We start from the raw sequence: 22,292 nt of genomic DNA, 5'->3' as shown, positions 1-22,292 counted from the left end.
CCGCGCCCGTGAGATTCTGGCCCAGGCGACTCAGCTACGTCGACGTAATTCGACGTTCCCGTTCACCGTCGAAAGCCGAATTCGGCGACCTCCCTGTCCAAGGCGCGCACGAAGATGTCGTGGATCCAAGCGACCGTTGATCGTGACCGGATAGTCCGTTTGAAAGCGTCCGTTCACCGTGCTCAGCTCGACGTCGGCATCCAGCTCACCGGTAAACTCCGCGATCACAGAGCCATTTACCGTCGAGAAGTTTAGATCTTCATCATTGTCGAACCGGCCCATGCGGGCAGTGACGCTGCCATTCACCGTCGACGCGTTGACGGGTCCGCCGGATGACGTGGCCTCTACCTCTCCGTTCACCGTCGATGCTTCCACTTCGGACGTGGCGCCCTCGACACTCACGGCGCCGTTCACGGTCGAGACACCGACCTTCACGCCGCGCGGCACCATCACGCGAAACTGTACGCTCACGTCGTTGTTGCGCACGTTGTGCGAGTCGCTTCCCCGTTCGTCGCAATCGGTGCGGTCGTTCCAGATCGCGCAGATGACGACGTCCTCATCGTTGCCGCCGTACTTGCGCACCTCGATACGCACGGACTGCGGATCGCTGCGACGCCACTGTTTCGTCGCCGTGACTTCGACGCGATCGCTGTTGGACGAGGTGACGTTGATCTCACCATTCAGATTCCGCACGCGAATCCAGTGTCCGGCTGGAATGCGGCCCGACCAGGTGAACGCATTCTGCTCCGTTTGGCGCTGCCCGCTGAGCGGAGCGGCGCCAATTACGGAAACACTCAAAAGGGCGAGTACGCTGCGTCGCATTCGAATGCCTCGTCGTGTGCTTAGTCTCGTGTCATTCGCAGCCGGACATCACCGCTCACGGTCGTGAGATCCAAATCCCGCCCGCCTCGTCCGATTCGCGCTTCGATCCGCCGCCGGCTCGAGCGGCTGCCGCCGCCGAGCGTCATCTGGAAATCTGAGTCGAGTTGCCCGCTCACGCTGCTCATCGAGAGGTCGGCGTCGAGACTGCGTGGAAATTCCAGCTTCACGTCGCCGCTCACCGATTTGAATGATAATGGTCCGCTGCCCGACAGCGACTCGATGGAGGCGTTGATTCCTCCACTCACCGAGCGCGCCTCGACGGACGTCGCGCGCAGCCGCTCGAGCCGGATATCACCACTCACGGCCTCGGCGCGAACATCACCCTGCGCGCCGACGACGTCGACATTGCCACTGACCGATTTCGCGTCGATCTGAACGCTCGAGGGCAGTCGGACTTCGAGATTCAGGCTCGCGTTCCCCCAGTTATCGTCATCGTCGTCGTTGTGACGATGGTAGCCGCGGCCATCACACTCGTCATCGGAATTCAGCCGCACGACACAAACCATGAGCCCGTCCGACGTCTCCGTCACCTGGGCGTTCAGCCGGTCCGCCGAACGGCCGCTGCCGCGGCGAATCCCGACGATCTCGACTCGACCTGACGACGACGGAGTGACGCTGATATCGCCGTTGATGTTGCGAACGTGAACCGTCTGACCTGAGGAGAGCCGTCTCTCCCAATGCAAGTCACCGTCACGATCTTGCGCGCCCGCAACGAGCGGAGCGCAGAGCAGCGTCAGAACGAGCGCGGGAGCGTAGCGCATGATTCGTAAGCGTTGGGTTGACGAGAATCGTGGAATGAGGGACAAGATGTCATTGCTCACGGCGCGCCGATCCCCGTGAGCCAATCGTGATGTCGCCAGAGAACGTCTCCGCCGAGATTCGAGCAGCGCCGTTCCCGATGTCGAAGGTGAATCGTTTTGCCTGACCGCTACCGATACCGTGCTCGCCCGGTCGCAGCGTGATGGGGAAGTCGCTATCGAGCGTTCCACTCCAGGTCGATACCGAGAGCTGTGCGCTCGTGTTCGACGGAATGTTCAGTCGGATATCGCCGGAGTGCGCGCTCAGCTCGTACCGGCCGGAGGGATCGATAGTACCGTCGTAGACGAGATCTCCGCTGGTCGTGTGCGATCGCACATCATGCGCAGTTCCGTTGTGCAGCTCGATGCTTCCGCTTACGGTCTCTCCCTCGAAGTCACCTTTGAAGTCCGTGACACGAATATCACCGCTGACCGATTTGATTTGTATGTCTCCGTTCACGCCGCGCGCTTCGATGTCGCCGGAGAGTGTGCCGATATCTAGCCGGCTCGCGACATCGCCGATCTTGATGTCGCCGCTCTGCGAACGCGCGTCGACTTCTCCCTGAGTTCCCGAGATCGCGATATCGCCCGATTGCGCCCGCGCCACGATGCGCACGCCGACGGGGACGGTAACCTCGAACCGCGAGTCGCCTCCCTGGCCATACCGATTCGAAAGCTCGAGGCTGACGCGCGATGAGCTCGCATCGAGACGGACGCCGCCGCTCTCGCTCGTCGCATGAATGCGAATTTGATCGCGAGACCACGCCGTCACGATGATGTCGCCGCTGCCGAGCGTGAGCGAGACGAGCCCACGACGATCGAAGTCGAAGCTGGTGTCGACGTTCGATCGGTAGTCTCGGTCGTAGTCGCGCCGGCGCTGCGCACCGGCGACCGTCGCCGAGAGCGCGAGAACGAACAGCGCCGAATGGAGGCTCGACCCGAACGTCGAGCGGGGACAGAAGTTTATCATTGTCTCAAGTCAACTGCGGGCCGGTAACATTGTCGCCGTTCGCAGCAGCTCGACCTTGGTCTCGAGTGCGTTATTGAGTGATTCCATCAGGAAGCGACTGGCTGGATCCTTGCCCAGTGCCAGCCGGCACTGAGCGATCGCGTCATCGATGACCTTGAGGTTCCGCTCGATCACGCTGATCGTGACCGGATCGAGCTGTGACCGACGTTTCGCGACGATCGTGCGCAGGCGCGCGATCTCGCTCGAGTACACTTGCTCGGCGCTCGGCTTGTTCTTCGCAAATCGCACCGGCGTGCCGCCGGCCGTGGCAGGCTCGGTCGGTGTCGCCGACGTCTGGCCACTGTCGGGCCTCGTCGCGACGGCAACGACAGGATGCTGACCTTCCGCCCGCGCGGGCGACTCCGTCGAATCGAGATTTCGGCCCGCGACACGCGCTGGGCTTCCCGTCGATGCAGTCGATGCTTGGCGAACGGTCACGAGATAAGTCGCCGTCGAAGTCAGCGCGATCAACAAGATCGCCGCTGCCGCCATCGAGGCCCAGCGCGGCCAACGTGTCGGGCGGCGCGAGCGATCGGCGGCGTCCCCGCGCAATGGAATGATGGGCGCGTCGATTCGCTGCGAGATGTCCTCCCACAGATCGCGGGTCGGACTCAGCACGGGAAGACTCGACGCATCGATACGAAGCTTCCGCAGGTCCGCCAGCAGCGGACCACAGTCGCTGCACGCGAGCGCATGCGACTCCAACGACGCGCGCGTCGTCTCATCGACGTCTCGCTCCAACAAATCAGCGAGACGCTCGACGAACTCTCCGCAATGTACGTTGTTCGTCATCGATTCAGCGCCTCCCGCAATAGAAGCCGAGCGCGGTGGAGTTGTGCTTTCGTCGCTCCGGTCGTCACGCCCAACATCTCGGCAATTTCCTCGTGTTTATAACCTTCTACATCGTGCAGCACGAACACCCGTCGCGCGCCAGGGGGTAGCCGTCCGATGGCGTCCTCGAGATCGAGCAGATCTCCGGGTGGGAGCGGCATCCCGACCGTTCCCGAAGTACTGCTCGACGCGACCGAGTCCACACCGCCACTCTCTTCATCGGAGTCCTCGAATCGCGACTGTCGCCGTCCTTCACTCTTCCGCGCGTTGAGCACGACATTGACTGTCATTCGATGCAACCACGTGCCAAACGAGCTCTCCCCGCGGAATAGGTGCAGCTTTTCCCAGGCCCGGACGAAGACATCCTGTGTCAGCTCTTCGGCGCGCAGCCGATCTGCTACCATGCGCGCGCAGAGCGAGAACACGCGATTGACGTGCTGACGATAGAGGCGCTCGAAAGCTTGCCGATTCCCCGAAGCGGCTAGAGCTACGTCAGAATCGCCGTCGTTCTTCGCCGCTGTCGATGCTTCGATGATTGCCACTGCCGTCATGGATCGTGGGGTCTCCATCCAGGCACTGGATGAGATACCACGATGCGGGGAAAGGTTTGAATCCGGCCTGGAGCGCCGAGCTTCGCTCAACTCAGCGTCCTACCAACACTTGCGGAAGCTCTGTGACCCGCTCGAGGTACGCGTCGGGTGAGGCGACCGCCAGCTGCTCCCGCGTAAATGGACCCCACAGAGCGGCGACGGTCAGCACACCCGCCGCATTGCCAGCTTCAACGTCATGCACTGAATCGCCGACAAAAGCGGCTTCATCGGGCTGATAGCCGAGGCGCTCCAGCGCGGTCAGTACGGGTTCGGGATGCGGTTTGTGTCTCGAACATGAGTCGCAGCCAATGACGGTATCGAAGTAGCCGGCGAGGCCGACGTGCTTGAGGCCGCGGCCCGCGAGCGCTTCCGTCTTGCTCGTCACGACGGCGAGGCGATTTCCCGCGGCCGCGAGGGCCGCGACCGTAGCCGGGACTGCATCGTAGCACCTGACGAGATCGTCGTGATTTGCGAATTGGTGCTCTCGATATGCGGCGATGAAACGGTCGATCTCGGCGTCGTCCGACGCGTACTGCTGGAACATCGTTCGTAACGGTGTGCCCACACCGGTCAACCATTCCGCGTCGGTCGGTTGCGGTGCGCGACATTTTGCGAATGCGTATCTCATCGAAGCGAGAATCAGCTCGATCGAATCGATGAGCGTCCCGTCGAGATCGAACAACACAGCCATGGGGCGCGAACGAGGGACCTTTTGTGGTGCGCTATGCATTACAGAAGGTACCTTGGCAACGCGCGGGCGTTGCGACCTGGCGCTGGAGCGGGAAGACAAGTCGACGGGAGGGCTGGACTGGCCGTGATGCGGAGTACAGATTCTGCGAACGCGAAACGCAGTACTCGGATCAACCGTCTTTCAACGGCCGGAGCATCCCGCCCGCTGCTGAGCCGGAGCCGACGGCGCATGTCGCAAGCGTTGCTCTCGTTATGACCCTCCTGCTTCTCGCGGGCGCTGCTGCGCTCGCCCTATCTCATGGCCCCGACAGCACTCGCCTCGCGCCGAACGCGGCGACGCGATCTGGCGCGCCCGTAGCGGCCGACAGTCTCGTGCTGAACAAGAGCCGGCGCGAGCTGGTCGTGTATTATCGCGGCTATCCGGTGCACGTCTACTACGTCGCTCTCGGCCGAAACCCCGTCGGCGATAAAGAGCGGATTGGCGATAACCGAACGCCTGAGGGCCTGTTTTATATCGAGGGGCGAAATCCGAACAGCAAGTATCACCTATCGCTGCGGATCTCCTATCCAGACGCGGTACATCGGGCGCGTGCGGCGAGGCTGCGTGTCGAGCCTGGCGGAGACATCATGATCCACGGCTTGCCAGAGGAGCAGGCGGCCTTTGGCCCAGCGCATCGCGACTACGACTGGACGAATGGGTGTATCGCCGTGACGAACAAGGAAATCGAAGAGCTGTGGCGAGTCATTCGAGACGGCACTCCCATTCAGATCAAGCCCTGATCGATTCCCGCGACGCACTTAGCTGGCGCTACAACTCCAGCTCGTCGATCGGCCCGGCGCTGCATTCGCGTAGCCGATCCTCGGAAGGACCTGCGCAGCGCCAAGCATAAGACCCCACAGAACGATGAGCACCGCTGTAACATGGCGCCGAGGCATCCGGTGCGTGAACGTGGCGGTCATTGTCCAGATCCCGGTCACGACGAGTAGTGCGATCGCGGACATGTAGCCGGATAGCATGGCTCCGCACGTGATGTCGTATGGCCAGCAGGCCAGTGAAATGGCAAGACACAGAACAAGTGTCAGCCGGAAATACACTCCGAACGACGCAGCCGCAGCGTCCTGTCGTTCGCGTTCGCGCCTCTGGCCATCGCGTTGCTGACGCAGGTCATTGGCGGTCGGCTCAGGGGGGAGACCATCGAACTCTCGCTCGATCTTCCGCAGCTCGACCGCCCAATTGATTTCGCTCAGCGGTGCCTCCTGCCTTTCGGGGCTGAGATAGATCGCCCACCGTTTTTCGAGTGCTGCGATCGATACGCGGCAACGGATGAAGTCCGTTCGGGGCCAGCGAATCGGTGCGGCGACGATCGGAGGGAAGGGGAAGGGACGCGGCAGCGCGCCTGATCGTACGCTTACGGAACAACCGAAAGACGATCGAGCGCCGTGTCAGGGATCACTCGCAGCACCCGCTCTCAATACAGCCAGCCCTGTTTACCGATGCGCGGGAATGCCCGTTCTAGAGCTGAACGATGCGTGTGAGCCGGTTCGGATGACTCACGCAACCTCGTGCCCATATAGTCGTCATTGGCTTGATGCCCACTGCCGCCTCCGCATTTCCGACTCTCGCGCACGGCCTCGCGACGTTGGATTCTTTTCCAATCGCCGGTGCGCTTCAAATCGCTCCCGATCAGCCGGGCGTCGATTTCGATGCCCTCGAGCGGGCGCGGGCGGTTCTCGTGCAAGCCTGGCGAAACGATCTCACCCCTGACGAGATCACCGTCACGCCGCAGGGCGGACTGACGTTGGTGTGGCGGAAAGCGGGCTGGGCGCTCGAGCTCATCGTCGATCCATTTGCTCTGAGCGCGTTCCGACTGGACTCGCCGTCGAAGATGGTCGAGTGGACGCGAGCGGGATCTGAAGCAACCGTTGCCGACGCGAAGGCTGCTTTGTCGGCGATGGCGGGCGACAACGCGAAGGCTCGTCCTCAGGCAGCGGCGTCCTAAGCTCCACTCCTCGCGACAACGGGAATTGATTCCGGCAGCGAACCGGGCGACGATTAGCAATCGTCGCCGCCCCGAACCCGCGGAGGATCGCTGAAGGAAATCGTCGAACGGATTCTTGCCCCCCTGGTCGGTCTTCGAGTATGGGGTGTCGCTCGTGACAGCGATGTACTCTCGCTACAGTTCGGTGAGGGACGCGATGTCGAGGGCCATAAGCTGGGAGCGTACACACTGATCGTTGCTTGCGCTTGGCGAATGGCCAATTCAGCGACGATCCTCGTCGGCTCTGGGGACTTGTTTACGCCGGCGCAGCCGGACGCGGACCTCGAGACCTTCGACTGGGACGTGCGCGGCGCGAGCTGGTGGGACGTGCGTATGGACGAGATCGCGAAGCTGCTCGAGAGCGGAGTTGTCGTTTCGACGTTTCTGGCCGACTCCTATGGCGGAGTCCGTCTGGTGTGCACGAGTGGTATCGAAGTGGAGCTCTTTCCGAATAGCTCGCCAGCGCCGCATGTGGAAACAGAGTTCTGGAGACTGGTCCGCTCCGGTCAAGCTGAAGATTGCGTTCTCGTCGGGACCGCTGGGATCGAGCTCAATCAGCCGACGTGATGGCTGGACGTGATGGCTGGAATAGAACTTCCGCTTACTGATGACCGTAGTGACCGCGCGACTTTTCAGGAGACAATCATGGCAAAGCGTACACGACGCTCCCTCGACACCGCGCTTGAACGGGTCATCGGTCATCTTCCCACCGAGAAACCTCGGGAGCAGAAGAAGAGTGAGAACCCAAAGGAAGAGATCATCAGCCGACGCGACGAGCGCGGCTTGCCATACCCGGGCGACTTTCCGAATCCTGCGAGCGACCGCATCCGCGGCTGTTTCTAACTTCACGCGAGGCGACCTTAGCAGCGATGGATAGATACACGATGATCGTTGCCCTCTCGGGGCAGATTTGCGGAACGCTTCTCATCATCAGTCTTATCGCGGCGTTCGTCAGTCGTCGAAAGGCGGCTCCGCTGCCAAGCGATGTCATGCAACGCATCGATCACCGGCTATCCGAGATGCAGCAGTCGATCGATACCGTTGCCGTCGAAGTTGAGCGCATTTCGGAGGGTCAACGCTTCACGACGAAGCTTCTCGCCGACCGCGGGATCGGCTCCGGCAATGAGCTGAACGCCGTCCGCGATGCCCGCGGCACCAAGGTCACCTGACGTAATGAACGACGTACCTCGGAAGTGGGTGCGGGGCGATTTCGTGATCTCGACGGATCGCAAGCGGCTCGATATCGATGTGGTTCACGATTATCTGTCGAGCTCGTACTGGGCGGCTGGTATGCCGCGGGCCGTGCTCGAGCGTGGAATTGAGAATTCGGTCGCTTTCGGGACCTACCATCGCGATCGACAAGTGGGCTTCGCGCGGGTGATCACCGATCTCGCGACATACGCGTATCTCTCGGACGTGTTCGTACTCGAATCCCATCGCGGCCAGGGTCTCTCGAAATGGCTCATGGAGTGCGTTCTTGCGCATCCCGAGCTCCAGGGCCTGCGTCGCTTGGCACTCTTTACGCGCGATGCCCAAGGTCTGTACGCGCGCTATGGCTTCGGACCCGCGCGTGGGACCTCGACGTATCTCGAGCGGTCGACGCCTAACGTTTACGCCGGGCCGACACGATGACTGGGATAGAGGTTCCGGCGAGGCGAATCGCCGGCTTCCATGCTGACGAGGAGCAGCACTGGGTCGCTGAGCTCGAGTGCGGTCACTCCATTCACATGCGCCACGATCCTCCGTGGCAGAACCGGCCGTGGGTGCTCACGGCTGATGGCCGAGCTCGGATGGTTGGCGCCACCGTCGCCTGCAAACAGTGCGCGCAATCGTAATTCACAGCCTCGGCGAGTTCGTCGACCGAGTTACGCCGTCAGAGCCTGACTCTGTCACGGGCCGCCGTCGCGACGCCGGCGTCTACCGCGGCAGCTCGGATGCGGAAAGCGCGCTCTTCACGAGCCTCGATCGCTTGGGGAGCATGCGCCAGCCGCACTCGAAATCGGATCTCGAGGAGCACATTCTCCGAAACTACATCCGCTACTCGCGCCCACACGTCGGAACGGATCCGATCAACGATTGGGAACAGCTCGTGTCCGCCCAGCATCACGGCGTGCCGACCCGGCTACTCGACTGGACATACTCGCCACTCGTCGCTGCCTTTTTCGCGACGCGCGCTAAAGACGATGGCCCCGAACGAGATCGCGCTGTGTGGCGACTCGACTCGAAGCTCCTCCACGAGAAATTCGAGTTTCCCACTTTCTCACTGTTGATCAAGGACCTCGATGAGCTGTTCGGAAAGGACGGCCATTTCACGCCCTGGAAGCTCATGCGTCGCGGCGCCCAACGAGATTTTGCGTGTCTGCTCGAGCCACCCTCGCTCGACCAACGGATTGTCGCGCAGGCGGCAGTGTTTACGCTCTGCTCCGACAAGTCGCGATCGTTCGATGCGTTCCTCGACGCGCACGACCTCGGCGGCGCGCTGACCAAGTACATCATTCCGGCTGGCGAGGTCGGCCGGCTGCGTGACCAACTCGATCTCGTTGGCGTCGATGAGCGTCGGCTCTTTCCCGACCTCGACGGAGTTGCTGCGGCCATTCGGCGATACTACGAGTAAATCGAACCTCTCCCGCCACAGCAGTCGCACTCGGTATTTTCGATCACGCGTCGGTGCTCCTGCCGCGCGGTGAGGATCGTCACCGGTCGCCGAATCCACGCCCCATGGGATTGTTCAAGAAGGAGCGCGTTGCGCCTCCGCGCGCCACACGGCCCCCACTCGAGCGCCTCGACGTCCAACTGCTGCAGAGCAGCGCCGTGACGCTGTACCACAAACACAGTTTGTTGACGCAGGATGTCGCCTGTCTTCAGCAATTCGGATATCGGGTGTACGCGCTCGACACGGCGGCCTGGAAGACCGTCGCCGATTTTCACGCGGACGCGAAACGAGTATTCGCATTCCCCGAGCATTACTCGGCGAACCTTGCGTCGTGGATCGATTGTCTGGGCGACCTTGATGTCCCGGACGATGGCGGCGTCGTCATTCAGTTCCGGCACTTCGATGCGTTTGCGCGCCTCGAGCCGCAATTCGCGCATACGCTGCTCGATAGCATCGAGTCAGCCTCGCGGCGATTCTTGCTGGGTGGTCATCGGCTCCTCGCGCTCGTTCAATCGGACGATCCGCGCATTCGATTCGAGCGGATTGGAGCCGTACCGGTCAACTGGAACCCACGGGAGTGGCTCGATGCCGATCGCGGGCTTCGTCCCGCTTCATGACGGACACGAGCGACGCCGTCGTAGGAGGAGGAGCAGAATGATTCCGAATCAGGAGCATCGCGAGGAGCCAGGCGCGAACGAGCCGCGCAAGGGCGATCAGCCGAAAGAGCCTCCACGCAGGCCGCAAGAGGACGACACATCGACGCCGGACCGCGTCGAGGAGGCGGACGAGGAGAGCTTCCCCGCGAGCGACCCGCCCTCCTGGACGCCACTATCCCCGGGGCATCCACGAGGCTCGTGAGGCAGCCTAACGGCTGCCTGGTACCTCAGGATCCCGGCGGGATCACCAGAACCACCGTGTCGCCAGGCGTCACGAGAATCGACTGCGACACAGGTCCGCGCGTCGTCGCGATGGGAAGTGCCTGGAAGCGGAGCTCCTTTATGCTGCGGATCAAATAGTCCGGCAGCGTGAAGTACGCGTTGCTCGTCCCGGTCACCATACCGAGCCGTACGCGATTGCTCGTCTCGGCGACGACGAAGATATTCATGTCCGGAAAGCCCTGATTCTCGACCTTCAATACGGTCCGTTCGGGGGCCTCTTCGGGCACGTGACTGCTGCGGGCGCATGCGGCAGTGAGCGATGTGCCGATCGCTATGGCGAGAGCGGAGACGAGGCGTGACATAGCTGAAGCTCCTTGCAACACACGTGGTGGACGGCGCTTCCCGGAGCGCAAGCTGTTCCGCACGCCGCCCTTCTTTGCTACCATATTCATTCCGCTCGACCGCTGGAATTGTTCCAATGCCTCGCGCAAGCGCCGTACGCGCGCGCGGCGCCCGAAGCGAACCATAACCGGAGAGCACGCATGCAGCACGGGCTGATGTATCAGGGAAGCTTCGAGAAGAACTACTCGGGACTGGCGTCGGGAGCGAGCGCGTTTCGAGGCACGGACGACGTCGAGCACGAGATTCCAGAGTGGCCGGACGACATCAACGGAGTGAAAATCGGCTACATGGAAAAGTCGGGGAAGAAATTTTATGCCGTCCGCGTCCAGTTCGAGGGTCATGACATCATCCTCAAGAATCCTGTGCTCCTCGACCAAATGCGTCACCTCGGCAACAGGCGCTTTGCTCCCGAGCCAACCGCGATCACGGATCCGATCGCCGAGACGCTGCTCGATGATATGATCGAACGGAATCCGGAGCAGCAGGAAGAGCTCGCGCTGTTGATCAATCGCGTAAACCAGGTTCGCCGCGCATCTCGCTGAGTGCCTAACAGCGCTCGCCGCTCACGCGAGCGCGCGCAGCGCCTGCTTCGCAGCGCGGCGGCCGGTTGCGATGGCGCCGTGCACCGTGCCGGTCCGCCCTTCCGCGTTGCTCGCCTCCCCGGCGAAGAACAGCGTCCCTCGCAGAGGCCGTGCGAGCTTCGCCGGCGCGTCGTTCCCGCCCACGAGAACGTAGCTGTAGACGCCTCGAGCGTACGGGTCATCCACCCAATTGTGCGTCCATGCGGCGACGAGCATCGCTCGGGCCTCGCGTCGCGTTAGGTGGAACTGTCGACCGAGTGCCGCGATGGCGTGATCGATCGCTTCGTCTTCGCCCAGTGACGCGAGCTCTCGAGCACGTGGGCCGCCTGTCCACGCCACCAACGTTGGCGCCGACACTGGATACGAGGTCCACCAGGTCGGGAAATCGGGATCGGCGCTCTGGAGGAAGGCCATACGATCGAGGTCTTGGCTCTTCGCACGTCGCATGAAGCGCTCGCTCGTCCAGAAGGCCTCGCGGAGCTGCATCGTGATGCGCGTGACGGTTCCCATCTCCATTCCACGAACGGCCTCCGCTTTGGTTCGCTCCCGTTCGATCGATGGCTCGAACGCGATTGCGCCCGGCTCGCCGGTTGTCGCCTGGAGCACGCCAAGCGGCACCGTGACGATGGCCGCACGACCATTGATGGCGTGCGCCTCGTTGTCGGACCGGCGCATGTCGACTCGGACGCTGCCCGGTTCCCAACGGATACTGCTCACGACCGCGCCGAAGCTGATGCGGCTTCCGACGTCGCGGCCGAGCCATACGGGAATTGCGTTGTAGCCCCCGAGGATACGGCCAATGCGCCGCTCGCGGACGCCACCGGGACTGCCACCCTCGGCGAGCGCGCGCTCGCTCACTCGGGTCGGGTCCGCAGCGTGGAACCCTTCCACAAATTGCAGCGCCAACGCGCGAGCACGCGCGAGCCGGGCACCACCCGGTCGAGTATTTAGAAATTGTTCAAATGATCGGTCGGGTTGGCGATGCTCGTCCAGACGGCTCATCACCTCTTCGAGGAGAGGCCAGAAGTCGTCGAGCTGCCGAAGGCCGCGGCCATTGGATTGCCATCGCTGTCCTCCGATATCGATGATCGCGAGTCCAGCGTCGCGCGCGATCTCCCGCAGCTCGGGGGCAACGCCGTGCACGAACTCAGCGCCAAGCTCGATCGGAACGGGCATGGACGAATCGTGCCGGGTGAAGATCCGGCCGCCGATGCGCTCGCGTGCCTCGAGAACGGAGAATTCGATGCCCGCTTCGTGCAGCACGCGAGCCGCAGCGAGGCCGGAGACGCCTGCGCCGACGATGACCACATCTACCGATGAGTGCTCCACGGGATTGGTTATTCGGAGTCTCGTGCGACCTCGTGCGGAATGGAATCTGCTCGAAGGTCCGCAGTGTTTCACGTCACATGCCGTACTGCCTCCTCACTCGAGCCACATCCATTACCTAACGACATGCCTGCCAATCGGCCGCGAGTGGTACGTCAGGTATCCGCCGGCGGCGTCGTCTACAGACGCGCCGCCATCGGTGGTCTGACGGAGGTCGCGCTGATTCGGGTTGGCCCGAAGGCCCGATGGCAGCTGCCGAAGGGCGTCATCGACGACGGTGAGTCGCCGGAGCTCACAGCGGTTCGCGAGGTTCGCGAGGAAGCCGGCGTCGATGCCCGTCTCATCGCGCCCCTCGACGTCATCGAGTACTGGTACGTCGGTAACGATCAAGCCGGCCAGCGAGCTCGCTTTCACAAATTCGTGCATCTTTTCCTACTGGAATACGAGAGCGGCGACGTCACCGAGCACGACGATGAAGTCGACGAGGCCCGATGGGTGCAACTCGGCGAGGCTGAGAGAATGCTGGCCTTCGCGAGCGAGCAAAATGCGATGGCTCGGGCGCGCACGCTACTCGAGGAGCCACCCTCCTCAATTCGCTAAGACGGTTTCGCCTTGGCCACGGTCGCACCATAATAATCCGGCGCATCGCCGACCTGTCTCTCGACGGGCCAATTCAACGCTCTCTCGGAGGCGCGGATGACAGGGACACACCCACAGACCGTTGATCGGAATATCGAAGCCGCGGGTCGATTCCTCGATCGCGTTTCGGCGCTTTCGGCAGCCGATCGGGAGCGAATTTCCAAGGACAACTTTGGCAGCTCGGCGCACACGTCGGCAATGATGATGGTGGCGGATGAGGTGACATCCATGAAGAACAAGGACCGACCGGGACGCGTCAGCGCATTTCTCGTCGATCTCGAGCGGCGAGTGGATGGAATGGGCTTACAACAGGAGCTTGGCGACCTGGTGAAAAGCGCGGCCAGAGCGATCCTGGTCCAGAATGCAGCTGGTCTGGAGCTGGCAAGCCGGCAATTGCTGTCGCCGTTCGAGGCGGTGATTCCGCCAAGAGCTGACTGAAGCCAACGGCGTAGCCGGCGCCCTAATTCGCCTCTGTCCGAAAGCGCGTTCTTGACTAGATTTAGGCGTTCCCGGTCGAGATCGTCGAACCCCTCCACACCTTGACAATGGATGCGACGACTGCGCTAGCGATATATCGGGCTGAGAAAGATAAGGCGCTTCGTGAGCGCCGCGTTTCGCACGTCCAATTGATGGCAGAGGCGCAAGAAGCATTTCGTAAGATGCTTGCTGACGCGCAGTTAGCCAGAAAAGGCGGACGGCCCAAGGGAAGCACAAATGCCGTTGCGTCCGCTCCACCTGCGGCTCCAGCAGTACCGGCGGTAGCGCCCGGAAAGTTGGTTCTGAAGTCAACGAAGGCGTTACCGGCTAAGGGCGTGGAAAAGGTTACCACGGCTCCGAGTGCACCGGCCAAACCGCAACGAACGGCAAAGGCTCCGAGCGCTCGGACCGCAGCACGCCCGGCGCCGAAGGGTGGTGCCGAGAAGAAGAGCGCCGCGCCTAAGACTGCTGCGGCTCCCAAGGCCACCCGGCGTGCCGCGGCCCCTGCGGCTCGAAAAGGATCGGCCAAGAAGCCGAAGGCTCCGAGAAAACAGGCTGCCGCGCGAGAGCGCAAGGCCAAGGGCAGGAAACGCTAGAACCCCGCATCTCAGCTCGTGCCTGACGAGCCCCGAGCGACCGTCGCTCGGGGCTCTGTCGTATCCAGGACCCTGGCGACGCGACGTCGCAGTCACGTATGATCCGACCGCATTCCTGGTTTGCGCTCATGGACAGCACATCGGCAAGCCGCTCGACCTCGCTGATCTACGTCGTCTTCGCGTCAAGTGGCCTGATTCTCCTCGCTTGTAGTGGCGGGAAGAACCAAAGGCCAGCTGACACGCATTCTACTGCTGCGCCCTCCATCGCTACCGCTCAGACGTTACCGCCGGCGCAAGGAAAGACCCCCTGCGCTGCCACCGGGCAGTGGTCTGACTGCACTGTGTTTCAGGCACTGGATCGGGCCGGGTTGGCTCCTCGACGGGACTCGGTCGCCGGAGCGATCGCGTTGGCTCCTCTGACGCAATCTGGCACTCGACTGCTGCTCGGCAACTCCGAGATCGACGTGTTTGTCTATACTGACGCCGCAGCGCGGGAGCGCGATGAAGCTCGTCTCGACAGGACAAAGTTCATCGAAGCGACTGATGAACCGACGCTGCGCGGTGAGCCGACGCTGATTCGCAACGTGAACCTCTTAGCCGTTCTGCGCAGTCGGAGCGATCATCAGCGCGAGCGGGTTTCCGACGCCCTCTCTGCCGGTCCACCACAGCACGGTGGGGCATCCTCTCTTCCTCAAACGAAAGTCCCGAGATGAGTAGTTTCTTATCCCAACGCGGGGCGGGCGCCGCGGCCACCGTTGTCCTCTCCATTCTCGTTGGCTGCGCCCGACACGAAGGCCCGCTGCTTGCGCCGAATGAAGCCGAGCTGGCGCAACCGGCGCCGGACAGCTTTCGCGTCGATATGGAGACATCGCGCGGGAAGATGACGGTAATGGCGCGTCGCGCGTGGGCGCCGCACGGCGTCGATCGCTTCTACTACCTAACGAAGCACCACTACTACGACAGCACGTACTTTTTCCGCGTTGTCGAGAACTTCGTTGCCCAGTTCGGAATTTCCGGGCAGCCCACGGTGAACACCGGCTGGGAGGCGCGGCGGATTCCCGACGATCCCGTGCGACACCCGAATACGCGCGGAACGATCGCGTTCGCGAGCGAGGGACCGAACACTCGCACGGTACAACTCTTCATCAATCTGCGCGACAACCCCAAGCTCGATAGCTACGGCGGGGGCTTTCCACCGATCGCCGAAGTGATCGATGGATTGAACGTGGCTGAATCACTGTACGACGGTTATGGCGAGGGTGCACCGGCCGGACTCGGTCCACGTCAGGAACTGATCATGAATCAGGGCAACGATTATCTGCGGCACTTCTTTCCTCGTCTCGATCTGATTCAGCGCGCAACGATCGCCCAGGAATGGCGATGACGCTCGATGTACGACCGGACGGGCACCAGCTCGCGCCCGCGTCATCGAACGCGCCAGCGGTAGAGGCGGCTCGCGTCGAGCAACGCAGCGCGCAATTCAAGAAAGAGCTGGGACTCGTCGATCTGGTTTTGCAGCAGATCGTTTATGTCGTTGGCATCGTGTGGGTGGGGGCCGCGGCAAAGCTCGGGCAATCGCACATCGTGTTCTGGCTCGCGGCGATGTTGCTCTTCTATCTGCCGCAAGCTGCCGTCGTCATACACCTCAGCCGTGCGCTGCCGCTCGAGGGTGGCCTCTATCAATGGACCAAGCTTGGGTTTGGCGAGGCCGCGGCGTACATGGTCGCGTGGAACCTCTGGATGTATGCGGTGGTGCTCATTGGAAGCATCGGTCTCGTGATCTCCACCAATCTTTCCTATGCGTTCGCGTTGCCTTGGATGGCAACGAGTAAGGTGTTCATCACCGCCGTGAGCTGCACGTTGATGGCAGCGCTCGTCGTGCTGGGCGTCCTCGGGCTGGGCGTCAGTAAATGGCTCCATAACGCGGGAAGCGTCATGCTTCTCGTCGCATTCGTTGTGCTCATCGGGTTGCCGTTTGTGCAGGTTGCCCGCGGAGCATTGCCGGCCTATCACCCGTTTGCGCTGGCGATGCCGGCACTCAGCCTTCTGAGCTTGAACATCTTCGGAAAGCTCGCCGTAGGAGCGCTGAGTGGGTTCGAGTACGTCGCCGTGCTGGCGGGAGAGTGCCGCAATCCCGAGCGAACGATTGGCCGGGCAACGCTGATTGCCGCCCCGATCATCGCCGTGATGTTCATTCTTGGAACGAGCGCGGTGCTGGCGTTCAGTACGCCCGCGCAGGTCGATCTCATTGCTCCAATTCCGCAAACGATCACTCGGGGATTTGGCTCGTTAGGTATCGCCTCGCTCGTGGCGCCGCTCGCGATCCTCATGCTCACCTCGCGTCTCGTCGCGAATTCGAGCATCGTTTTCACCGGCAACACGCGCATGCCGATGGTTGCCGGATGGGACCGCCTTCTCCCAGCATGGTTCACGAGACTGCATCCGCGATTTCGCACGCCGGTGAACTCGATTCTATTCGTGGGCGCGGTTTCGTTCGCGTTCGGCATTGTCGGCATTATCGGTGTCGGCGAACAGGAGGCCTTTCAGCTCCTCGACAATGCGGCGGGAATTCTCTATGGCCTTACCTATCTGGTGCTCTTTGCGCTTCCGTTATTCGCGCTGCGGTCCTCGGAGAGTGTGCTCCCGCGAGCGTCCCTCGGCCTCAAGACCGCTGCCGCCGCAGGTTTTCTGACGACGCTGCTATACGTCGCACTTTCGGTCTTTCCAATCATCGACGTGCCAAGCTGGCATGCATTCGCGGCAAAGATCTCGAGCGTCGTCGTCGGCCTGAACGTGCTGGGCCTTCTCATCTATGCGGCGGGCGGGCGTCGGCGCGTGCGTTCCTGGAACCAGGAAGGGGAGCTGGCGTGAGGAAGTTTTTATCACTGGGTCGCTATGCCGCGACGACACCTATCGTGCTTCTGCTCGCTGCCCGAGTTGGAGCTCAACAGCCGAGCGCACCCAACGACCCCTGTGACTCGGTGCTTCGTGCGGCTCGCGTCGATTCAGTCGCCGTCACGGCGAGAGCGTACCTGATTCGCCGCGATGGCGAAACGATGCCGCCGCGGGCGCGGACACTTCTCCTCGAATCGATTCTCGCGCACTTCACAGCGCCGCAGCCGCTGCAGCTCCCCGTCTTCGCTCCTGGTCCGGCGCCGATGCGCATGCTGCGACCGGAGCAACTTTCCGGTGACACAGTGTCGATGCGGGAGCCGGTGCTCTACGGCGTCTACGATTTCTCTATTCTGCGGAGCGGCGCGGTCACGAGAGTGATCAGCTCCATTCCCTCACTCGCTCCCGGATTCGACGATCGCATCGTCGCGGCCATCAACGCGTCTGTGGCTGACAGCACTCCAGCGATCGTCACGCGGGCACTCGATGCCGATGCGGTTGCGCTCGAGCTTAGGGTCACCACTGGTGCCGAAGACATCCGATTTCGCGTCGCGCCAGCGACGATTTTCAAGGCTAACTTCCCGCGTCTACGACTCACCGATGCGGCGGCGACCGGTGTGAAGCCGCTTCCCGAATACCCGGAAGATGAGCGGGACGATGGGCGCGACGGCGAGGTTTTGCTCCGGGTCGTTGTCGATGCGACCGGCGCTGCGTTGATACCGACTATGGAAGTGCTGCACGCGACGTCGCCCGCCTTCGCTCTGGCGGCGGCGCGGACACTTGCGCGATACCATTTCGCGCCAGCACGCGTCGCGTCGTGCCCGGTGCCTCAGGTGATCGAATTACCCTTCTGGTTTTCACTCCGGCCCTGAACGGAAGCGCCGGCGCCTAACGACTCAGCCTCAGCGAATGATGGCCGAGCTCTGCCGGAGCACGGCCGCGATCGTGAACTCGATCGTCTGCCCGGGAGCCACCGTGAGCGCGCCACTCGTTGCGCGACCATTTCCCCCGACGGGCGTCGCAACGATGCGCAGCTCATTCGATGGAAAGAAGGACGGGTCGAGCGTGAACTGCGCCGTCGAATTGCCGGTGACGTCGCCTACGCGCGTCGCGAGTCCTTCGCTCACGACATACAGGTCCATGTCGTAGAAGTTCTGATTCTTGACGACGAGTCCGACCGCGCCTCTCGTGCCTTCCGGAGCGTTGGTGAAGCCGCCGCGGTGACAACCTGCGCTGACGGTCGAGACGAGCAGCCATGCGATGGCAACACTCCTTGCGTACATGTGCGTTCTCCACGAGTTCGACCGGACGATGCCCTCCGCACATCGTGCGCTCCCCATGTCGCCGGTTTGCGGGTGCAGAAGAGCAGGTGTCGGGCCGCGCTCGGTCGATCACGCCGACCGCCTGTGGCGGCATTGACACTGTGCTGACATCTGCATCACTTACGCGCACCTTGAGCCAAGACAGGAGGGCTGACGGAGATGGCCCATGCACCGCTGCCGCTGTATCGACGAGGCTTCGGCGAAACGATGCGCCGGGACGCCTGGTGGATTCAGCCCCTCGTGGTGTTCACGCTGCTCACCAGTTTCATCGTATACGCGACGTGGGCAGCCTTCCAGAACGCGAATTACTGGTACGGTCCGTACCTCTCGCCCTTTTACTCCCCGGAGATTTTCGGCAACTCTCCTCACGCGCTGTTTGGTTCAAAGCCGGCGTGGTGGCCTGGGTGGCTCACGTTCTCGCCCGCGTTGATCATTCTGCCGTTTCCGGGATTATTCCGAGTCACCTGCTACTACTATCGCGGCGCGTACTACAAGGCATTCTGGGCCGACCCGCCAAACTGCGCGGTGGGTGAGCCGAGAAAGTCGTATCTCGGCGAGCGCTACTTTCCGCTCATCATCCAGAATATCCACCGGTATGTCCTCTATATCGCGCTGCTGTTTCTGTTGATTTTGGCGTCGGATGTATGGAAGGCCCTCTGGTTTCCGATGGCGGGCGGTGGACGCCAGTTTGGGATTGGCGTCGGCACACTCGTGCTCGCCGCGAACGTTGTGTTCTTGAGCTGCTATACGCTCGGCTGCCACTCCTTCCGTCATATCGTCGGTGGCTTTCACGACGAAATCTCGAAGCACCGTGGCCAGCAAGTCGCCTATGATTGCGCAAGTTGCCTGAACCGATGGCATATGCGCTGGGCCTGGACGAGTCTGGTGGCGGTTGCGTTCGCCGACTTCTACATCCGTCTGTGCGCGATGGGCGTCTGGCACGACTGGCGGATCTTGTGAGGGCCTAGGGGCTACGGTACTTGGGGCTAGGGATTGATGAGCGAATACGAAACTATAGATCACGACGTTCTCGTCATTGGCGCTGGCGGTGCGGGCTTGCGCGCCGCGATCGAGGCGGCGGCGCACGGCGTCAGAGTGGGCCTCGTGTGCAAGTCGCTGCTCGGCAAGGCGCACACGGTGATGGCGGAGGGTGGCGCCGCTGCCGCGCTGGGCAACGTGGACGATCGTGACAGCTGGCGCGTGCACTTCGCCGACACGATGCGTGGCGGTCAGTACGTCAACAACTGGCGGATGGCGGAACTGCACGCGAAAGAAGCGCCGGATCGCATCCGCGAGCTCGAGGCGTGGGGCGCGCTATTCGATCGCACGCCCGACGGTCGCATTCTGCAGCGCAACTTCGGCGGGCATCGATATCCGCGGTTGGCGCATGTCGGCGACCGCACCGGCCTCGAGATGATCCGCACGCTACAAGATCACGGCATTCATCGCGGGATCGACGTGCACATGGAATGCACCGTGATCACGCTGCTCAGGGACGGTGATCGGGTCTCGGGTGCGTTTGGTTATGACCGGGAGCGCGGACGCTTCCGCCTCTTCCGCGCGCGGGCGGTCGTTCTGGCGACCGGCGGCGTGGGACGCGCCTTCAAAATTACGTCGAACAGCTGGGAGTATACGGGCGACGGTCACGCGCTGGCCTATCGCGCCGGTGCGGCGCTGCAGGACATGGAGTTCGTGCAATTCCATCCGACGGGCATGATCTGGCCGCCGAGCGTCCGAGGCATTCTCGTGACGGAAGGCGTGCGTGGCGAAGGCGGTGTGCTACGCAATCGCGATGGCAAGCGCTTCATGTTCGAGAACATACCGGAAAACTATCGGTCACAGACAGCGGACAACCCGGAAGAGGGCTGGCGGTACACGCAAGGTGACAAGAACGCGCGCCGACCGCCCGAATTGCTGACACGCGACCACGTCGCGCGAATGATCGTGCGCGAGGTGAAGGAAGGTCGCGGCTCACTGCACGGCGGCGTGATCCTCGACATCTCGTGGATCAAGGAGAAATTGCCTAACGCGGCGGAGCACATCAAGAAGAAGCTGCCGAGCATGTATCATCAGTTCATGCAGCTCGCGGGCATCGACATCACGAAAGAACCGATGGAGATTGGTCCAACGACGCACTACATCATGGGTGGCGTGCGCGTCGAGGGTGACACGCAGATGTCCACGGTGCCCGGATTGTTCGCCTGCGGTGAGTGCGCCGCGGGGCTGCACGGCGCAAACCGGCTTGGCGGCAACTCACTCTCCGATCTACTCGTGTTCGGCAAACGCGCGGGCGAGTACGCAGCGCGATTCGCGGGCGAACACGGTGCCGCCAAGGTGAATGGCGCGGAGGTGGACGCAGCCGTGCGCGCCGCGCTCGCACCATTCGACCGCACAGGCTCGGCTGACGGACCGTACCAGGTTCAGGAGACGCTGCAGGAGAACATGCAGGACCTCGTCGGCATCGTCCGCACCCAGCAGGAGATGGAGCAGGCGCTCGCGTGCATCGAATCGCTGAAGCGCCGCGCGGCGGATGTCGCCGTGCGCGGCAACCGCGAATACAACCCTGGTTGGCACACCGCATTGGATCTCGACAACCTACTCGTCGTTTCCGAAGCCATCGCGCGCTCGGCGCTGGCTCGGCAAGAAAGCCGGGGCGGTCACTTCCGAGACGATTTCCCGGACAAGGATCCCTCGTTCGGGACATTCAACCTCGTTGTGCACCGCGAGCGGAACGGAGAGATGCGTCTCTCGCGCGAGACGATTCCGCCGATGCCGCAGGAGCTCAAAGCCGTGATCGAGGAAATGAAATGACGGATGGCAGAACCGTTTCGCGCGCGAGTGCGGCGCCAGCGGCGACGGCGCCCGTATCACACGCGGTGGATGCGTACACGGCGGCGCAAGCTGCACAAGACGCCGCGGCGGCGCACAGCACGCGCACCTTCAAGATCTGGCGCGGCGACAACGGGAAAGGCGAGTTCGTCGAATTCACGACGGACGTCGTCGAGGGAATGGTCGTTCTCGACGCGGTCCATGAGATTCAGGCGAAGCAGGTGAACGACCTCGCCGTGCGATGGAACTGCAAGGCGGGAAAGTGCGGCTCCTGCTCCGCCGAGATCAATGGATCGCCAAAGCTGATGTGCATGACGCGGCTCGATCAATTGCCGGCAGAGGGGCCGATCACCATCGAGCCTATGCGCGCATTCCCGCACGTGCGGGATCTGGTCACCGACGTCTCATGGAATTTTCGCGTCAAGAAGAAGATCGCGCCGTTCGCGCCACGGAAGCCCGACGCACCGGATGGCACGTGGCGGATGTACCAGCGCGACGTCGATCGCGTTCAGGAATTCCGTAAATGCATCGAGTGCTTTTTGTGCCAGGACGTCTGTCACGTCCTGCGCGATCATCACAAGCACGAGGAATTCATCGGGCCGCGATTTCTGGTGCACGTGGCGGCGCTCGAGATGCATCCCCTCGACACGGCGGACCGCGTGTCGGCGCTTCGGAAGGAGGATGGCATCGGCTACTGCAACATCACCAAGTGTTGTTCGAAGGTGTGTCCGGAGCACATCACGATCACGGACAACGCGATCATCCCACTCAAGGAGCGAGTGGTCGACGAGTTCTTCGACCCGATCGGAAAGCTGGTGAAGATCTATTCCAGGCGAAGGAAGACGTAACGCTTCGCATC

At 62.4% G+C, this 22,292-nt stretch carries 29 protein-coding genes; 20 read left to right on the top strand and 9 right to left on the bottom strand.

What is annotated here, in order from left to right; all coding sequences use genetic code 11:
• Positions 1-30 precede the first annotated feature (30 nt).
• The 6 genes from VGH98_13635 to VGH98_13610 form a co-directional block, all read right to left on the bottom strand.
• Positions 31-822: a hypothetical protein gene (locus tag VGH98_13635; protein ID HEY2377014.1), complete on the bottom strand. Its 792-nt coding sequence runs from the start codon at positions 820-822 to the stop codon at positions 31-33.
• A 20-nt stretch (positions 823-842) separates the two neighbouring features.
• Positions 843-1,643 carry a DUF4097 family beta strand repeat-containing protein gene (locus tag VGH98_13630; protein HEY2377013.1) on the bottom strand — a complete coding sequence of 267 codons (801 nt, stop codon included), beginning with the start codon at positions 1,641-1,643 and terminating at the stop codon, positions 843-845.
• A gap of 49 nt (positions 1,644-1,692) precedes the next feature.
• On the bottom strand, positions 1,693-2,649 hold the full coding sequence (locus VGH98_13625; protein ID HEY2377012.1) for a DUF4097 family beta strand repeat-containing protein: 957 nt from the start codon (positions 2,647-2,649) through the stop codon (positions 1,693-1,695).
• Positions 2,650-2,658: 9 nt separating this feature from the next.
• Positions 2,659-3,480 carry a hypothetical protein gene (locus VGH98_13620; protein ID HEY2377011.1) on the bottom strand — a complete coding sequence of 274 codons (822 nt, stop codon included), beginning with the start codon at positions 3,478-3,480 and terminating at the stop codon, positions 2,659-2,661.
• Complete coding sequence (locus VGH98_13615; protein HEY2377010.1) at positions 3,477-4,070, bottom strand: RNA polymerase sigma factor; 594 nt, start codon at positions 4,068-4,070, stop codon at positions 3,477-3,479. Before VGH98_13615 ends, VGH98_13620 begins: the two co-directional genes overlap by 4 nt.
• A gap of 91 nt (positions 4,071-4,161) precedes the next feature.
• On the bottom strand, positions 4,162-4,800 hold the full coding sequence (locus tag VGH98_13610) for an HAD-IA family hydrolase (GenBank protein HEY2377009.1): 639 nt from the start codon (positions 4,798-4,800) through the stop codon (positions 4,162-4,164).
• 251 nt (positions 4,801-5,051) lie between these two features.
• On the opposite strand from VGH98_13610, the gene VGH98_13605 reads away from it, so the two are divergent.
• The 10 genes from VGH98_13605 to VGH98_13560 all read left to right on the top strand — a co-directional run bounded on the left by VGH98_13605 (position 5,052) and on the right by VGH98_13560 (position 10,349).
• Complete coding sequence (locus VGH98_13605) at positions 5,052-5,579, top strand: L,D-transpeptidase family protein (protein HEY2377008.1); 528 nt, start codon at positions 5,052-5,054, stop codon at positions 5,577-5,579.
• 809 nt (positions 5,580-6,388) lie between these two features.
• Positions 6,389-6,799 (top strand): hypothetical protein, encoded by a 411-nt coding sequence (locus VGH98_13600; protein HEY2377007.1) that lies wholly within the window; start codon positions 6,389-6,391, stop codon positions 6,797-6,799.
• 252 nt (positions 6,800-7,051) lie between these two features.
• Positions 7,052-7,405: a hypothetical protein gene (locus tag VGH98_13595; protein ID HEY2377006.1), complete on the top strand. Its 354-nt coding sequence runs from the start codon at positions 7,052-7,054 to the stop codon at positions 7,403-7,405.
• A gap of 78 nt (positions 7,406-7,483) precedes the next feature.
• Positions 7,484-7,681, top strand: coding sequence for a hypothetical protein (locus tag VGH98_13590; GenBank protein ID HEY2377005.1), 198 nt, complete (start codon positions 7,484-7,486; stop codon positions 7,679-7,681).
• A gap of 26 nt (positions 7,682-7,707) precedes the next feature.
• Positions 7,708-8,007, top strand: a complete 300-nt coding sequence (locus VGH98_13585; protein ID HEY2377004.1) for a hypothetical protein — start codon at positions 7,708-7,710, stop codon at positions 8,005-8,007.
• 4 nt (positions 8,008-8,011) lie between these two features.
• The gene (locus VGH98_13580) at positions 8,012-8,470 is read left to right on the top strand and encodes a GNAT family N-acetyltransferase (GenBank protein ID HEY2377003.1); all 459 of its coding nucleotides are present in this window, start codon (positions 8,012-8,014) and stop codon (positions 8,468-8,470) included.
• Entirely contained in the window at positions 8,467-8,673 is a 207-nt protein-coding gene (locus VGH98_13575; protein HEY2377002.1) for a DUF3565 domain-containing protein, read from the top strand. The genes VGH98_13580 and VGH98_13575 overlap by 4 nt, the downstream gene beginning before the upstream one ends.
• Positions 8,658-9,452 (top strand): FRG domain-containing protein, encoded by a 795-nt coding sequence (locus VGH98_13570; GenBank protein ID HEY2377001.1) that lies wholly within the window; start codon positions 8,658-8,660, stop codon positions 9,450-9,452. Before VGH98_13575 ends, VGH98_13570 begins: the two co-directional genes overlap by 16 nt.
• Before the next feature lie 53 nt (positions 9,453-9,505).
• A complete protein-coding gene (locus VGH98_13565) occupies positions 9,506-10,108 on the top strand; it encodes a barstar family protein (protein HEY2377000.1) in 603 nt (200 codons plus the stop codon).
• 37 nt (positions 10,109-10,145) lie between these two features.
• Positions 10,146-10,349 carry a hypothetical protein gene (locus VGH98_13560; GenBank protein HEY2376999.1) on the top strand — a complete coding sequence of 68 codons (204 nt, stop codon included), beginning with the start codon at positions 10,146-10,148 and terminating at the stop codon, positions 10,347-10,349.
• Between the two features lie 25 nt (positions 10,350-10,374).
• Here the strand turns inward: VGH98_13560 and VGH98_13555 are convergent, their stop codons facing one another.
• On the bottom strand, positions 10,375-10,731 hold the full coding sequence (locus VGH98_13555; protein HEY2376998.1) for a hypothetical protein: 357 nt from the start codon (positions 10,729-10,731) through the stop codon (positions 10,375-10,377).
• A 180-nt stretch (positions 10,732-10,911) separates the two neighbouring features.
• On the opposite strand from VGH98_13555, the gene VGH98_13550 reads away from it, so the two are divergent.
• Positions 10,912-11,313, top strand: a complete 402-nt coding sequence (locus VGH98_13550) for a hypothetical protein (protein ID HEY2376997.1) — start codon at positions 10,912-10,914, stop codon at positions 11,311-11,313.
• A 21-nt stretch (positions 11,314-11,334) separates the two neighbouring features.
• Here the strand turns inward: VGH98_13550 and VGH98_13545 are convergent, their stop codons facing one another.
• Positions 11,335-12,681 (bottom strand): NAD(P)/FAD-dependent oxidoreductase, encoded by a 1,347-nt coding sequence (locus tag VGH98_13545; GenBank protein HEY2376996.1) that lies wholly within the window; start codon positions 12,679-12,681, stop codon positions 11,335-11,337.
• Positions 12,682-12,804: 123 nt separating this feature from the next.
• On the opposite strand from VGH98_13545, the gene VGH98_13540 reads away from it, so the two are divergent.
• From VGH98_13540 to VGH98_13515, 6 genes are all read left to right on the top strand, one after another.
• Positions 12,805-13,278: an NUDIX domain-containing protein gene (locus tag VGH98_13540; GenBank protein ID HEY2376995.1), complete on the top strand. Its 474-nt coding sequence runs from the start codon at positions 12,805-12,807 to the stop codon at positions 13,276-13,278.
• A 96-nt stretch (positions 13,279-13,374) separates the two neighbouring features.
• Positions 13,375-13,755 carry a hypothetical protein gene (locus tag VGH98_13535; GenBank protein HEY2376994.1) on the top strand — a complete coding sequence of 127 codons (381 nt, stop codon included), beginning with the start codon at positions 13,375-13,377 and terminating at the stop codon, positions 13,753-13,755.
• 763 nt (positions 13,756-14,518) lie between these two features.
• Positions 14,519-15,103, top strand: a complete 585-nt coding sequence (locus VGH98_13530; protein ID HEY2376993.1) for a hypothetical protein — start codon at positions 14,519-14,521, stop codon at positions 15,101-15,103.
• The gene (locus tag VGH98_13525; GenBank protein ID HEY2376992.1) at positions 15,100-15,774 is read left to right on the top strand and encodes a peptidylprolyl isomerase; all 675 of its coding nucleotides are present in this window, start codon (positions 15,100-15,102) and stop codon (positions 15,772-15,774) included. Before VGH98_13530 ends, VGH98_13525 begins: the two co-directional genes overlap by 4 nt.
• Complete coding sequence (locus tag VGH98_13520) at positions 15,771-17,261, top strand: APC family permease (GenBank protein HEY2376991.1); 1,491 nt, start codon at positions 15,771-15,773, stop codon at positions 17,259-17,261. The genes VGH98_13525 and VGH98_13520 overlap by 4 nt, the downstream gene beginning before the upstream one ends.
• A complete protein-coding gene (locus VGH98_13515; protein ID HEY2376990.1) occupies positions 17,258-18,154 on the top strand; it encodes an energy transducer TonB in 897 nt (298 codons plus the stop codon). Before VGH98_13520 ends, VGH98_13515 begins: the two co-directional genes overlap by 4 nt.
• Before the next feature lie 30 nt (positions 18,155-18,184).
• On the opposite strand, the gene VGH98_13510 is transcribed toward VGH98_13515, so the two are convergent.
• Positions 18,185-18,565 carry a hypothetical protein gene (locus VGH98_13510; GenBank protein ID HEY2376989.1) on the bottom strand — a complete coding sequence of 127 codons (381 nt, stop codon included), beginning with the start codon at positions 18,563-18,565 and terminating at the stop codon, positions 18,185-18,187.
• Positions 18,566-18,763: 198 nt separating this feature from the next.
• Here VGH98_13510 and VGH98_13505 point away from each other — a divergent pair, with 198 nt between their 5' ends.
• From VGH98_13505 to VGH98_13495, 3 genes are read left to right on the top strand one after another with little or no spacing between them, the layout of a single operon-like run.
• Positions 18,764-19,564 carry a hypothetical protein gene (locus VGH98_13505; protein HEY2376988.1) on the top strand — a complete coding sequence of 267 codons (801 nt, stop codon included), beginning with the start codon at positions 18,764-18,766 and terminating at the stop codon, positions 19,562-19,564.
• Between the two features lie 36 nt (positions 19,565-19,600).
• Positions 19,601-21,415, top strand: coding sequence for a fumarate reductase/succinate dehydrogenase flavoprotein subunit (locus VGH98_13500; protein ID HEY2376987.1), 1,815 nt, complete (start codon positions 19,601-19,603; stop codon positions 21,413-21,415).
• Positions 21,412-22,281 (top strand): succinate dehydrogenase/fumarate reductase iron-sulfur subunit, encoded by an 870-nt coding sequence (locus tag VGH98_13495; protein ID HEY2376986.1) that lies wholly within the window; start codon positions 21,412-21,414, stop codon positions 22,279-22,281. The genes VGH98_13500 and VGH98_13495 overlap by 4 nt, the downstream gene beginning before the upstream one ends.
• The last annotated feature ends 11 nt before the right edge of the window (positions 22,282-22,292 follow it).

It is taken from the genome of Gemmatimonadaceae bacterium, assembly GCA_036496605.1.
Taxonomy (GTDB): Bacteria; Gemmatimonadota; Gemmatimonadetes; order Gemmatimonadales; family Gemmatimonadaceae; genus AG2.
This window is presented reverse-complemented; position numbering and strand designations above follow the sequence as displayed.